This is a genomic window from Thalassoglobus polymorphus (assembly GCF_007744255.1).
GTDB lineage: Bacteria > Planctomycetota > Planctomycetia > Planctomycetales > Planctomycetaceae > Thalassoglobus > Thalassoglobus polymorphus.
Genome location: NZ_CP036267.1, coordinates 3,317,540 through 3,332,294, shown reverse-complemented (window position 1 = coordinate 3,332,294; position 14,755 = coordinate 3,317,540). Strand labels below are relative to the sequence as shown.

Annotated in this window: 11 protein-coding genes; 7 read left to right on the top strand and 4 right to left on the bottom strand. The window is 49.0% G+C overall.

The window, feature by feature from the left end:
• Positions 1–66: 66 nt before the first annotated feature.
• The 4 genes from Mal48_RS11990 to holB all read right to left on the bottom strand — a co-directional run bounded on the left by Mal48_RS11990 (position 67) and on the right by holB (position 5,486).
• The gene (locus tag Mal48_RS11990; protein ID WP_145199501.1) at positions 67–558 is read right to left on the bottom strand and encodes a hypothetical protein; all 492 of its coding nucleotides are present in this window, start codon (positions 556–558) and stop codon (positions 67–69) included.
• 817 nt (positions 559–1,375) lie between these two features.
• Positions 1,376–3,154, bottom strand: coding sequence for an adenylate/guanylate cyclase domain-containing protein (locus Mal48_RS11985; protein ID WP_145199498.1), 1,779 nt, complete (start codon positions 3,152–3,154; stop codon positions 1,376–1,378).
• 103 nt (positions 3,155–3,257) lie between these two features.
• Positions 3,258–4,331, bottom strand: a complete 1,074-nt coding sequence (gene rlmN / locus Mal48_RS11980; RefSeq protein ID WP_231739491.1) for a 23S rRNA (adenine(2503)-C(2))-methyltransferase RlmN — start codon at positions 4,329–4,331, stop codon at positions 3,258–3,260.
• A 153-nt stretch (positions 4,332–4,484) separates the two neighbouring features.
• On the bottom strand, positions 4,485–5,486 hold the full coding sequence (gene holB / locus Mal48_RS11975) for a DNA polymerase III subunit delta' (protein ID WP_145199491.1): 1,002 nt from the start codon (positions 5,484–5,486) through the stop codon (positions 4,485–4,487).
• Positions 5,487–6,611: 1,125 nt separating this feature from the next.
• Here holB and sppA point away from each other — a divergent pair.
• The 7 genes from sppA (at position 6,612) to Mal48_RS11940 (ending at position 14,540) form a co-directional block, all read left to right on the top strand.
• Complete coding sequence (gene sppA / locus Mal48_RS11970; RefSeq protein WP_197441652.1) at positions 6,612–8,435, top strand: signal peptide peptidase SppA; 1,824 nt, start codon at positions 6,612–6,614, stop codon at positions 8,433–8,435.
• A 231-nt stretch (positions 8,436–8,666) separates the two neighbouring features.
• Positions 8,667–8,954: a YbeD family protein gene (locus Mal48_RS11965; protein WP_145199485.1), complete on the top strand. Its 288-nt coding sequence runs from the start codon at positions 8,667–8,669 to the stop codon at positions 8,952–8,954.
• Positions 8,955–9,128: 174 nt separating this feature from the next.
• Positions 9,129–10,541 (top strand): sulfatase, encoded by a 1,413-nt coding sequence (locus Mal48_RS11960; RefSeq protein WP_145199482.1) that lies wholly within the window; start codon positions 9,129–9,131, stop codon positions 10,539–10,541.
• Between the two features lie 126 nt (positions 10,542–10,667).
• Complete coding sequence (locus tag Mal48_RS11955; protein ID WP_145199479.1) at positions 10,668–11,663, top strand: DUF1559 domain-containing protein; 996 nt, start codon at positions 10,668–10,670, stop codon at positions 11,661–11,663.
• An 82-nt stretch (positions 11,664–11,745) separates the two neighbouring features.
• Positions 11,746–12,204 (top strand): carboxypeptidase-like regulatory domain-containing protein, encoded by a 459-nt coding sequence (locus Mal48_RS11950; protein WP_145199474.1) that lies wholly within the window; start codon positions 11,746–11,748, stop codon positions 12,202–12,204.
• A 230-nt stretch (positions 12,205–12,434) separates the two neighbouring features.
• Positions 12,435–13,031 (top strand): hypothetical protein, encoded by a 597-nt coding sequence (locus Mal48_RS11945; protein WP_145199472.1) that lies wholly within the window; start codon positions 12,435–12,437, stop codon positions 13,029–13,031.
• A gap of 306 nt (positions 13,032–13,337) precedes the next feature.
• Complete coding sequence (locus tag Mal48_RS11940) at positions 13,338–14,540, top strand: phosphohexomutase domain-containing protein (RefSeq protein ID WP_145199469.1); 1,203 nt, start codon at positions 13,338–13,340, stop codon at positions 14,538–14,540.
• Positions 14,541–14,755 lie beyond the last annotated feature (215 nt).

Here is a 14,755-nt window from a genome sequence, read left to right as displayed (position 1 = left end):
ACCGGGCCAATAAACGACTACGGAACAAGTAGACGGCGGGACAAATAGATTTGCGGGGGGAGTAGCCTAAGGAATCGTGTCGAGGAGGTCGTCAATGAGTCTTAGCAGGACTTCAATCGTCATTTGCATTTCGACTTGATCACGCCCCGGAGTCCCTTGAATCGATTTGAATCGACGAAGAGTGAATGTCCCGTTTCCTGAGGAGGAAAGCATGATTTCGTAGAATTGAGTTCCGTGAGAAAGTTGCCCGGGGGGAGAAGAGCGTATGAGAACCTGTCCGGCATTCGGGTCGAATTCAAGTGGCCCGATGTTCTCCAGCAGGTATGTGATTCTCTGGCTGAGATCGATCGACCACTGTTTCAGAATATCAAAAGCAGCATTTTGTAGCTGTGGAACAAAGAGTGAGAGTTCCATCAGTTCTACACTCATGGAGTCAATTGCAGTGACTTCCAATGTGATGACAATTCCGGATGAATCGGTCGCTGAGAGAGTCGTTGGGACCGATCCCGATTGAGTGAGCTGTATCAATTCCTGATTGACTAAGTCGCGCAACGCCATGATTGAAACCAGTCAGAAGAAGTCTCTTCCAGAGCAGTTTGCTCTGCCGTGTGCCCGTGAGAAACGCATTTCTCTAGTAAAAATGCTCTTCGCCACGAGGCAAAACCTGCAAACAAATTCGCATAGATGCTCAAGAACACTTTCGTGTTTTTTGTGTCCGTGAACTGAGCGCCTTGTCAGGTGATTGGCTGTGTGCCACGAGACAGGACTACTACACCTTTATCAAAACCGCTCAAACGTTCGTGTCTGCTCTCGCAACATCTGAGCGACGGGGCAAACTCCGGGCGAGTGGCACTGACCGGAGAAAATTTCTCCGTGATTCTTAATTGTTGCTGAATTTTACTCGGGGGCCAGGTGAAAGGTTCAGCGGTGATCTAAGAAATCGCTGTGCGCAAGATTCACAGAAATCGAGATTCAATTTTTTTGTGCCTGTTTCTTCCAATTCGAATTCTCCAGTAGATTCCATTGCATCAATCTCATCTGCAATAAGTTGCAAATGATCAGCGGTCAAATCGTCTGAGGAAATGTCATCAGGGTCGTGTACAGGAGCCACTTCAATTTTAGCTTCGTACCGTTCCGAACTAATAGGACATCCGCACAGATCGCACGTGTAGTGGATCATAATTATATCAACCTCACGAGGAGGATTTGTTTTATGAAAATGAGTCTGAGATGGCCGTGACCAATGAGGTTCGAGTGAGACCACTCAATTTGAAATGAACGTCGAAAATTGATTTAACCACAAATGAATGAAAGTGTGAAGCGTCTCAGCGAGCTTTTTTGACTGTTGAGAAAGTCGTCAAAAAAGTGGTCGTTTTCACTTGTTAGAAAGCTCAATGACTCCCCGCCAATTTGGAGGTGCTCGCCGGTTGTTTTGAGTGATGATCGCCAACAGAAAGTCCTGTGCCTGATCGCTTGAGGGCATTGAGTGTAACAAACGATAGGCTTCTTCCCAGTCACCGTCCATGAACTGTTTGACACCGTTCTCATAGACCTGAATCTGTTCGTCCGACAATTCGGAATCCTCTCCTGCCGGAGGGACAAGTTCGCTGACGTTGAGAATATTTTCCAGACCGTACGGAAGAACTCGAGCCAGTTTCCTCACGCGACCTTCACCTTCAGAGAGTCGTTCACGGGCAATCTCTGTTGTCGCTTCATCCATTACGATGGGGACGCGGAGTTTCTTCGTCATCCCTTCGAGTCGGCTCGCCAGGTTGACGACAGGGCCGAATACAGTAACTGCCATGCGGCCGCTTGTTCCGATTTGACCTGCGACTGCACGCCCATGAGCGATCCCAATTCCGACTTGAAAATCTTGTAGCGGATGACCATCTTCTTGTTGGATGCGTGTGAATTCGTGTCGAATCGACAGGGCAGCTCTGCAAGCTTTCAGGGGGGCATCCTCTGAGCTGAATGGCCAACCCCAAAAACCGAGAACGGCATCGCCGAGAAAGTCTCCAGTGACGCCACCGTGGTCGAGAATCTCGCTCGACATCACTTCCAATGCGGCGTTGACTCGATCTAGCAATCCCGTCAAATCATCTGCCGATTCTTCTGCACGGTGACTAAAACCTCGCAGGTCACAGAAGAGTACGGTCACATCGCACTCACGAGGTTTCAGTAGGTCAATATTCAACTCATGGTTGTGTCCAGTATCTTCCAGAGCTCTGAGGATCGGCGGTGAGAGAAATCGGCGAAGAACAGAGAGTTGTCCTTCCATTCTGTTCATTCGCTGCGATGAACTGATGACTTCGCCAACCAGCTGTGCAAATCGAACATCGGACTGAATATTCTGCCGTAGATGTCCTCCCTCCAGGAAAGGCGTATCGAGTCGACCTGCAACATAAATCCCCCACGGCTCACGCTCGGAAACCTGAATTGGGACACAAAACGCCCAGTCAAATTCCGCTGCCATTGTATATTGCTGACCAGCTTCATTGCTTTTCTCCCACACATGAAGGACCGACCTTTTCCCGTCGATCGCATCTTTCAGAAGTCGAGCGCTCGGTTTGAAAACACCTTCCGTTTCGTTTCGACGTTCCCAAGCGTGGATGTCCATTTGACGATTTGAATCTAGCGCAACAACGGCTGCAGCCTCGGAGTGTCGAATTCCGGCAAGAATGACTGAGATCAATTTCGAGGCGGATTCCTCTTTGGAAGCGGACTCGTTGATCACTTCGGGTAAGCGAGCGAGTGCTTCCAGACGACGGTCGGCATCAGCAAACTCGACTTTCTGCAACTCTTGATTTGAAAAAGTCAACTCTTGAAATGGTGCGTCGGGCGAGTTGGAAGTTGGTGATATTTTATTCAGGTAGAAAGCAGTCTTGCCGACCACAAATTTGTCGGGGGCGACATGAATTCCTGGCTGAATCTTTTCCCCTTGGTGAAAGATCGGGTTTTGCGCACCTTCAGAAACGGAAAGAGTGACTGTTTCTCGCTCAACTTTCAAAGAGAAGTGTTTACGAGAAAGTTGCGGTTCCCAAATCACAGGAAGATCGCATTGTTGCTCGCGTCCAACCGAATACGAGCGGCGATTTTCCAATCGTTGCTTCCAACGTTGTCTAGGCTCAGGTCCTTGCACACTCAGTTGCCACATCCAGTCTCATACTCCATTGAACTTGATCCGACGCGTCTCGGCACTCTAGCATTTTTCGAATTGGTGTTCGTGTCCTACCCGGCAGGCGGTAGTACAAGCTGCCCTAAGAGTTGATTTCGAGAGCGTGTAAGTTGGGGTTGCCGCCTGATTCTTGCTCGAGTCGCAATTGGCCGCATGCGGCATCAATGTCCGCTCCTTTTCGTTTACGCACAGTGGCATTCACGTTCCAGGAATTCAACGTTTCGACGAATTGATTTGTTCTCGGAGCCGAAGGAGCTGTCAAAGAGAGGGGAGCAACATCGTTCATTGGAATCAGGTTGACATGAGCGTTGCGATGAGTGAGTAACTCTCCCAACTCACGGGCGTGTTCATCAGCATCGTTGACGCCGGCTAGCAAAACGTATTCGTAAGTGATCCGTCGACCCGTTTTCTCGAAGTAATGATCAGCAGCCTGCAAGATTCTTTCCAGGTGAATGTTTTTGTTGACAGGGACGATTTCGTTTCTCAAGTCATTATTGGGAGCGTGCAGCGAAACAGCCAGATTGAACGGGATATTGATTTCACCCAGTTCGTGAATCTTCTCGGGAAGCCCGACTGTGGAGACTGTGATTCTGCGTGCACCAAGCCCCATGCCTCCTTTTTCGTTGAGCGTCAGGAGGGCGGGAATCAGGTTTTTTAAGTTTGCTAACGGTTCGCCCATCCCCATGATCACCACGTTGGTGATTCGCTCTTCAATTGAAAGCAGGCGATCGAGTCTCAGGATTTGATCGAGGATTTCGCCGGTTGTCAGGTCGCGTTTCAGCCCCTTGAGTCCACTGGCACAAAAGACGCAACCCATGGCACATCCAACCTGGGTACTCACGCAAACCGTTTGCCGCTTCTCTTCTCGCATCAAGACGCATTCGACGTTCTCACCGTCATGCATCTCCAGCAGAAGTTTTTCAGTGCCATCTTGAGAGACTTGATGTCGCACAATTTTTGATGCGAAGAAAGTGAAGTCCTTTGCGAGACTTGCTCTAAGCGTTACAGGGATGTCGTGCATCTCATCGAACGAAGAAACGCGTTTTCCGTAAGTCCAACGACGGATCTGGTCTGCGCGGTAAGAGGCATTCCCGGTTGCTTCAACCCATGCAAGCAGTTCATCTCTTGAAAGATCTGTAATGAGCCGTTGAGTCATGGACGTTCTGCGGTGAAGTGAGGGAGTATGGGAGTGATAGAGGGCGGCACATGCCAATATCATGGCGTTTTCTCGCTGCCAACATGATACGGCATCGCTTGCTTTGAGTGGAGTGACAAAGTGAAGAAATACGGTCGGATCAACAATCGTGAATCAAACTGGCACAGGTGTTCTGGAGATTCTGGCGAGGTCATCAAACAATGAATCGAGGCATAACGGAATCGACATTGTCTGTTTCAAGTGTTGCTCGGCCTCAAAACAGCGGTCCATCATCAGCGCGAGTTTATCCGAAGCTGTTGGATCAGCCGTTTCTCGGAGAGTTCGGCGAAGGAAGTCAATACAAAACTGGTTCGCCCAGCGCATGTTCTGTCTTTGTTGAGACGTATCGCCGCCAATTTCTTCGAAGACCGCATTGATCGCCTTCACTGAACGTAAACTGTTGATGGGAAATTCCTTCAGGCAGTTTTCGACAGTCGCTTTCAATTGCAGCAGTCCAGAGTCCAACAATTGCCGTGCGGTTGTCAAGTTTCCTTCGGCAAATTGGCTGACTGATTTCGCCTGTGCTTCGTTCTGAACGTCTCCGTTTTCAATCAGTAGCTCTTCGATATCCTGTTCACTTAAAGTCGAAAAACGGACAGTTTGGCATCGCGACCGAATCGTTGGCAAAATGGGGTCTGTATCAGGAGCGATGAGAAACAGAATGACTCCTGGTGGCGGTTCTTCCAGTGTTTTGAGAAGTGAGTTCGCACTCGCTTCGTTCATGGTTTCGGCATCGTCGATAATGGCAATTCGCCGTGAGGCGGACATCGGACGGAGAGCCAGTTCATGACATAACCCGGTTCTGCCACGCTGTTCTCGGGACCCGATGAGTAGTTCGATGGGGAGTTCGCGCTTGCCTTCTGGACAACCAATCGTCAACAGGTCTGGATGTGTGCCAGCTTGGATCTGTTTGCACGATGAGCATTCTCCACAAGCATTGAAGTCGGCGTCCGGACAACGTTCACAAAAGAGAGCTTGTGCCATGTTGTGCGCGAACAGTTTCTTTCCGATCCCGGACGGACCGACGAACAGATAGGCATGAGCCGTGCGGCTTCGCTGAATGGCACGACGAAACATTTCAATTTGTGCTTGGTGTCCCCGGAGTGATTCCCACATCAACAGAGTCTTTCAGATATCGAAACGCAGCCTCGACGACCGCAACTAAAAAAAGATGTCCAATTCAGGCCACTGGACAATAATGAAAGGGCGCTGACCTCTATGAAAGCCCCGAACCTGTGATTGAAAATCAAATGAATCACAGCAGCTTCGGCGGCAATTGTGTCAACTGCACTGTATTAACAGTTTTGTCAGGGCTGTTCAGAATTGAGGGACCAGTGTGGAATGATACGAAATTCGAATTTCAAATTGAACGACCTGAATCCAATATTTGGCCTCCTTCCCAAAGATGTTCAGAATAGTGAGCGGTTAGAAATGACATGGCTGTCGTTTTGGGCACTGTCGTTCTGGACACTGGTCTCTTTGGCTGGTTCTCTTTGGAGCCTCCGCTTTGGGTTGTTCACTTTGGGTTGTTCACTTTGGGTTGTCCGGGACAATGGTCCCGGACTACTTGGAGCAGTTTGTTCTAACGTGTGCCCGTGTAGAACGCATTTCTCTAGAACCGGTCCGTAAACATCTGGAATAGCTGTTTTATTCAATGAGTGAGAGAGCAATTTCAAGTTTCAGGATCAGTTCTAGTAAAATTGCTGTTCGCCACGAGGCAGAACCTGAACACCAATTCGAAAGATGTTCCAGAGATGACTGGCTTGCCGTTCGGGAGGCGCTTTGGGCTGTCTTGTTTGAACTCTCAGTTTTGGAGAGGCCGAGACTTGGATTGTCCGGGACAATGGTCCCGGACTACTTAGTTCGCACGTCTTGAAGATTTGGGATTCGTGGAAAACCTTGCGATTCTTCTCTCACTCGCTTCTCTCACTCGATTGTATGCTAAGACTTTTCGAAGCTCGACTAATGAAGAGTTGACGATTTTGGAACTGATCCCGAAACTTGAATTTGCTCTCTTATTTGCTCTCTTAAAATGTTGCGAAAAGTGACAGTCCCAAAGGTTCACGGACTGGTTCAATTAAAAAGCCGGTTTCTTTCACTCGCGATAAAATCCAGGTGCTCAGCGGTTGTCAAGCTGATACAGTCTGGCTCACAATATAGTCTGGAACACAATCAATGGACGTGTTCTTGGAATTTTCCCGCTTTCGCTCGACGAAGTTGCCTTACTGGAGAAAAATAGAAATGGATTTTCGGATACGAACCCTCATCACGACGTTTTCACTACTGAGTGTGACACTGCTTACTCCCTGCTTTGCACAGGAGAAGGACAAGGACGACAAGAAAGAGCCCGGCACAGTGGCGGTCTTTGATCTGGGAGGGGCCATTACAGATAAGCCGACCCCTGATGATCCGATTTTTGGCAGCATCGGAAATGAGTCACTTCGGTCTTTCACAGGACGTCTTAAAAAGGCAAGTGAGGACGAAGACGTCGCAGCTGTTGTGCTTTTGGGCGCGAGTTCTGTCGGGCATGCACAATCTGAGGAGATCGCTGAAGCGATTCGAGAGACTGCCGCGAAAAAGCCTGTCTACGCTCACGCTGATTCACTGAAAACAGCGCCGTATGCAACTCTGAGCGGAGCGACCAAAATTTGTGTCTCGCCAACCGGAGATGTCTGGATCAATGGAATCTATGGGGAGCAAATGTATTTGCGGGGCCTGCTCGACATGCTCCAGGTACAGCCGGACTTCCTGACGTGTGGAGATTATAAAAGTGCCGCCGAGATGTTCATGCGCAAAGGACCTAGTGAGCAATCCCAGGAAATGAGCAAATGGCTGTACGACGGGATCTATGCTGGTTTGAAGTCGAGCATTTCTCAGGGGCGAAAAGTTGATGACGCTCAGGTCGAAAGATGGATCAACAAAGGGCTTTATTCTGCTGAAACTGCGAAAGAGGCCGGGTTGACTGATGAAGTCTTCACGCGAGAGCAACTCACGTCCTTCATCAAGAAGACTCATGGAGTGACTGTGAAATTTGACAAAAAATACGGGAAAAAGACCGGGAAAGAAATCGATCTCAACAATCCCTTTGCAGCCTTGCAACTTTGGGCAGAAATTCTCGCCGGACCGAAGCAACGTCGTTCCACCAAAGATGCGATTGCTATCGTCCACATTGACGGGGCCATCTACTTGGGCAAAAAACAAGCCTCTCCGTTCGGAGCAACAGAAGGGGCGTTTAGCGAAGAGATTCGAAAAGCATTGGATTCCATCGCTGCCGAACCTCGAATCCGTGGCGTCATTCTACGAGTGAATTCTCCGGGGGGATCGGCAACGGCTTCGGAAATCATGTTGCAGGCGATCACTGAACTCCAGGAGAAAAAACCAGTCGTCGTTTCAATGGGCAACTATGCAGCGAGTGGCGGGTATTATGTTTCCTGTCGAGCGAATCGCATCTTCGCGAATCCGAGCACCATTACAGGGTCTATTGGTGTTGTCGCAGGGAAACTGGCGACTGCGAAACTGTGGAACAGAGTTGGAATCAATTTCGAACCGATCAAGCGTGGTGACAAAGCAGACCTCCTTCATTCATCAAAGCCTTTCAGTGATGAAGACCGCGATGAACTCCAAGGGTGGATGGATTCGATCTATGGCGTTTTCAAAGGGCACGTCACTGCAGGACGTGAAGGGAAACTCAGCAAAGACATTGACGAAATTGCCGGCGGTCGAGTGTATACCGGAGCGCAGGCGCTTGAGTTAGGACTGGTGGACGAACTCGGTTCATTGGATGACGCGATTGATTACCTCGTCAAAGATCTCGAACTCAAAGATTACGAAATTCGTACCGTCCCTCGTGCAAAGAACTTCATGGAAGTTTTGGTTGAAGATCTTGCACCACCCAAGAAGGACGACGATAAACGACTGTCACTGGGGATCTGGTCCGCATTGGCACCGACGCTTCAACAACTTGATCCATTGCGAGTGGAAATGGTTCAGGAAGCACTTCTTCAGCTCGACTTCTTGGCTGAAGAGCGAGTCATGCTGACGATCCCAGTTATTCGATTTCACTAGAACAGCACGGTCGCGAACTGATACCACAACCGCCCGCTCTCCTCGTAACTCGGGGAAGAGCGGGTGCTTGATCTTGCTGGCGAGGAGACAGCCAGCACTGACAAACCCCATCCAGAAAAACTTATAGAACTCTGACAAAAGCTGAGTGAGAGCTTGTCGTTCTCGTGACTGAAAACGACTTCAGGAGTCTTGTCAGCAGTTCTGACTGTCTTTGAGAGAAGAAACATTACGATGCTTGAAGGATTCCCAGACGAAGAACTATTGGAATCGACTCATACCTTTCCATGTGAATATCGTTTCAAAGTGATCGGCTCAGTTGACGATTCCTTTGTCGGACGTGTTCTCGCTGCTGTTTTGGCGGAACTTGAAGAAGGGGTCGAACCTTCATTCTCGACTAAAACCACCGCTGGTGGACGACATGTCAGTGTGACGATCGAGCCAGAAATGCACTCGGCCGCTCACGTTCTTGCTGTCTACGGACGCTTACGTCGTCTCGAAGGGCTTGTCATGTTGATGTGATTTCAATGCGAGTTGACATAATGAATTCTTTGGAACTCTTTCTTTCATCTCGTGTTTTTCGAGTTGGTGTTCGTGTCCTGCCTTGTGGCGAACAGCAATTTCGCTGGTGAAACGCGTTCTTCCTGGGCACATGTCGAGCAAACTGCTTTAGTACAGATTTTGTGGAGCGAATTTATGTTCAATCGTGTGTTGCTGGCGACAATCGTTTTGCTGGGATGGTCGCAACAATCTCTCATTGGGAGCGAACGTCCCAATTTTCTGGTCATCCTGTGTGATGACCTCGGATATGGAGACTTGGGATGTTACGGGAGCGAATCGATTCGCACTCCGCATTTGGACAAGCTCGCTTCGCAGGGGATTCGGTTAACGGATTGCTATTCCGCATCTCCACTCTGCTCTCCCGCCCGAGCAGGCTTGCTGACAGGTCGAACTCCGTCGCGGACCGGAATCTATTCCTGGATCGCAGAAGGGAATCCCATGAACTTGAAGCGGGATGAAAAAACGATTGCGACATTACTGAAGGCTGCAAATTACGATACCTGCCATGTCGGAAAATGGCATCTTAATGGCAAATTCAATCATCCCGACCAAACACAGCCGGACGATCACGGATTCGACCATTGGTTCGCTACTCAAAACAATGCGAGCCCCACGCATAAAAACCCGAAAAACTTTGTGCGGAATGGAAAAGAGGTCGGGGACCAAAAAGGGTATTCCTGTCAACTCGTGGCTGATGAGGCCATTGATTGGCTGGAAAAACGGAAACAGCGTGACAATCCGTTCTTTATGTTTGTCTGCTTTCATGAACCGCACGAACCGATTGATTCGCCTGACGAAATGGTTGCAGCTTATCCCGATGCGGAAAAGAGGGGGGAAGCACTTTATTACGCCAACGTGACCAACATGGATTCCGCAGTCGGACGACTGATGAAAAAGCTCGATGAACTGAAGATCAATGAGGAAACGCTGGTGATCTTCACTTCTGATAACGGTCCAGAGACACTCAACCGCTACAAGAGTGCCTGGCGCTCACACGGTTCTTCTGGTCCCCTGAGAGGGATGAAGCTCCACGTATATGAAGGAGGAATTCGAGTTCCGGGGATCATTCGCTGGACCGAAAAGGTCCAGGCAGGACAGACCTCAGCTGAGCCTGTCAGTGGTGTCGATTTCCTGCCAACATTGTGCGAGCTTGCAGGTGTCGATGTTCCGAAGTCAAAACCACTCGACGGGACAAGCATCGCAAATTTGTTGAGCGGCAAGCAGGTTGAGCGTCACAAACCACTGTTCTGGCATTACTTCGGGGGCACTGGGAATCGTCAAGTCGCACTGCGTGAAGGGGATTGGAAAGTTGTTGCCCGCTGGGATGGTCCTGCAAATATGCCTGTCGGTGGATCATTGAAGCGAGGAGTTGTTCCCCTGCTGAAGGCCTCAAAATTGGACCATTTCGAGCTGTATCATATTTCAGAAGATATTTCCGAAAAAAAGGATGTCTCCCAACAATTCCCTGACCGATTGCAGTCCTTATCCTCAAAGGCCCAAAATCTGTACCAAGAGGTTCTCGCCGAAGGTCCGATTTGGTTCAAATAAGACAGAGATAAACATTGACGGATGGGTGACCGTTGATATTATGAAGCTAGCATTCCTTTCGAATCCTCTCAAATTCTTGAGATCAGGAATTTTCATTCCTTCATTTTTACTCCTTGGAGAAAACTAATGTTAGCGCGGACGAGACGTGGTTTCACACTCATTGAGCTGCTGGTTGTGATTGCGATTATCGCAATCCTGGTAGCTCTTCTTCTACCAGCAGTCCAGCAGGCTCGCGAAGCGGCACGGCGATCAACGTGTAAGAACAACATGAAGCAGATCGGGATTGCGTTACACAACTATCACGACACACACAGCGTTTTTCCTTATTCAGTATCACATAGTAGTTCGTGTACATCGGGAGCAGTTGGGACGGCGCATTCATTGAACCATCGTGGATGGCTTTTGATGCTTCCATTCATTGAGCAAGCTCCACTTTACAATCAGTTTGACTTTGATCTTGCTGCAGCTACTGCACGTGCCGGTGGAACTTATACAGGACCACTACCTGGTGAACCTGGAAATGCCAACGATGTTGTCGTTTCAACAATCATTCCGATGTTCATGTGCCCATCTGATGATGGACCGGAGAAATACAATAGCACCACAGACGCGAACTACGCGATTGGAGCAACAAGTAGTCAGTACGGTGCTTACACAAACTACGATTTTAATGTTCGACGAACATCATCGTGGTGTCCCAACTGGTTGTCTGACTCTCGCACAACTCGTCGTGCATTTGGACACGATGGCTGTTCAAAGTTTCGCGATTTCCGAGATGGATCAAGTAATACAGTTGTCGTGGCAGAAACAACACGTCAAACCTGGAACGGAAGACCCCAAGCTTGGGGATATTCAAAGTGGGTTGGCCATGGAGTCGATCTCCAGTACTCACGTGGGATTAACTTCTGGAAATGTTGTAGCTGGGATTCATCTCCCTTCACACGAACACCAGAGATTGTTGGCCGTCTCGGAGACTGGTCGACAGTTGGAAGTTTGCACACCGGTGGAGCACATGTTCTCTTAGGGGATGGATCTGTTCGATTCCTCAGTGAAAACATTGACAGCACAACACGTGTACGACTCGGGTACATTGCAGATGGTCAGCCTGTTGGTGAGTTCTAATCGCTGACTGATCTAGCCTTTTCACTGCGGGTGGGACTCAAGTTCCATCCGCTTCTTTGATTATAGATCTTGGAGTATTTTAATGCTGACTGTGCTGCAGAAAACCTTTGCTTTTTGTTGTGTTGTAGGGATGCTGTCGGGTTGTGGAGGTGGAAGTGATAAGCCTGAACTAAAACTCAATCCAGTCACTGGGACTGTGAAAGTCAACGGAGAAGCCGCCAAGGGAGTTTCCGTCACATTTGTTCCTGCGGATGGGGCTGGAGCTGACCAAGTGGCTGCCAGCGGGACTTCGGACGAGTCTGGAAAATACACTTTGGCTGTTTCTTCAGAGGAACAAGGTATTCCAGCTGGGAAATATCGAGTGACCTTTTCACGTCTCTTGAAACCAGATGGGACAGCACTTGGTCCCGACGAAATGGCAGCAGATGCTGGAGCTGAAAATGATCTCGCCCCTGTATACGCTGATTCTAACCAAACACCTGAGAGTGCAGATGTCCCTGAAGGGGGCGGAACATTTGATTTTGATATCAAGAAGAAGTAGTTGAGCTACTCCGTCTGATCTTTGCGACTCTCGAAAAACCCTGATCTAATACATCAGGGTTTTTCGTTTTTACCCCTACTGTTGATTGCATGATAGGTAGCTTTTCAGACATATCCAATGCTTCTCTCGTCCGCGAAGTACGCTTTCACAAGTTCATACGCTGGGGCCATGAGTCAGGACAGTTAAGACGAATTATAGATTTGTTCGAGGTCAGTAAGGAGTTCCGACACGTGTTGAATGCGCAGCGTTGTGTTAACGGTCAATATCGATTTGATCTTTCCCAACTTCCAGCGAAGCGGATTGAGACAAATCGACGTTTCGGGCTAGCACTGTGCGGCTTTTCGCTTCCGTTTCTGATCGCGTTACTCTATTCGCTGATTTTTCTGGTCCAGAATGAGATCTGGATTATCATTCCCTTCCCCTGCTTCTTCCTGATGATTGTTGGGGCCATTTTTACCTGGGGGCTGCTGAACCTGTTCACGACGATTCAAACGATCATCTCCAATCACACAGTTGAAGAGGTGACACTTCGCCCTTGGGGAGAAAAGCGTTGGGAAGAGCCACTGAGTCGATTTCAACTTCAAGTAAAGGTCACGACTCATCGTAAATCAAACTCTTCAAGCCTGTCGTATGCGTATCATCTTCGCTTACGCCATACAGATGATATGAAAAGCATCGAACTCCACTCGACAGAGTCTCCTGTCGAAGCGGAAGAGCAGTTTCGATTGTATCAGCAACAATTGGAAGTACGCGTCGATCGCAAGGTTCGTAATTACAATACCGATGAAGTCATTGACTCTCCAGCGGCCTACGGCCTGGATCTTTAATGCATCTTTCGAATTGGTTTGCAGATTCTGCCTCGTGGCGAACAGCCTTATTACTAGAACTGATCCTGAAACCTGAACTTGTGCTTTCAAGCACTGAGAAAAGTCATCATTCCACAAGTTTCCGGACTGGTTCTAGAGAAATGCGTTCTTCACGGGCACATGGTAGATCAAGCTACTCTAATGCAAGCTGGAAGATGGTTTCTGAACTTAAGTAAGTCGCAATCGCTGGTGGTTCCGATTGACGAGAAGAGAGGTCTCCTCGTACGATCATGGATTCATCCACATTTCAATCGGTGATACCATTCCATGGATGGAAATGACCAGCAATCAGAACCAATCCCGATCGGGAAGGTCTATCTCTGCCCCGGAGAGACTCAGCCCATTTCGAAATCGGTCCATCTGGCACGTTTATCTTCTGGTTACGACGCATGTTCAAATTGCGAGCATCGATTTGATACAGCGACGCTTCCTGGTGAAGTGACAAAAAAAGTTCATGGATCTGACAAACAGTCCCAGCAGAGCCAGCACGTCTCGCGGTTTTCAGGCTTTCTTGACAGAGGCGTCGGGATCAGAGGTCTCTATCTGAATGAGATGACTCGACCTGTGATTTCAAAATTTGTGGAGCATGCCGTTGAGCTTTTGACTCAAAGCCGCGACTCGGAATTGACGGTCGATGATGAATTCGCTGACAACTCGCCTTCGTTGCTGAGCGATTCTGCTCTCCATGTTCTTGTGGCTTACGACTGGCGCCCCTCTTCGGCGGATCTGGCAGTGGGAGTCGTCCCCGTTTTAAAAAGGTCTGGCTGCGAGATCATCGACCTAGGACAAACGAGTCGAGCCTGTTTTGACTTTGCAATCTCTCAATTTAAATCCGACTTAGGAATTTTTGTCACCGGCGGGAATGGTGTCGATGGCGTTAATGGATTGGACATCCTCGGTGGGGACGGTCGCGAATGGGCCCACCCTGGAGAACTCACGACACTCTTGACCCGGCTCAATTCTCCTGCGAGTCGAAGCAGTCGGTATGCTGGGAACTATCAGGCATTTTCCTTGGTTGATCGTTATGAGCAGCATGTCCGTCAACTTTTCGATCATTGCAAACCGCTTCGCGTTGCGCTCGCCTGTGGTGATCCACTGACAATGCAGATTTTGGGAACGATTCTGTTTGAAATTGGCTGTGAGATCGATTTTCTCGATCTGAATTTTTCTTCCTCGGATTTTCCACTTCAGGCTGAAGCATTTCGCTGCGAGGTTCGGGATGCTCACGTCGATGTCGGATTTCTCATACGTCCAGATTCTCAGACTGTGCATGTATTGGATAGTCGGGGGCGTGCGATCAGTCCAGCGAGTCTCAAGGACATCCTGACTCGGAATGATGAAGCCATCACTTTGGGGAAGGATGGGCGTTTCTGGTTTACGGGTTCAACTCCTCAATGCGATGCCATGAACGTGATTGCACATCTCTTGAAATCGGACCCAAATTCCTGGGTTTCACCTCTCAAACGGTGAACTCAGACCTCAACATCGTGAGGTCGCATCGGTTCTGATTCAAGCTCCGGCTATGTGTCTTAATGTGTAAAGGGACTCAGAATTGAAAACCAGCGTTTACAGAATGAGTCTTATGACAGGCCCGGGATACGAGTCGCCCTAATTCATTTCGCTTCCTTTGTTTCCAGCCTTTTCACCGGGCGAAGCTGTTGAAATTTGTTCAATCCTGATTCCTC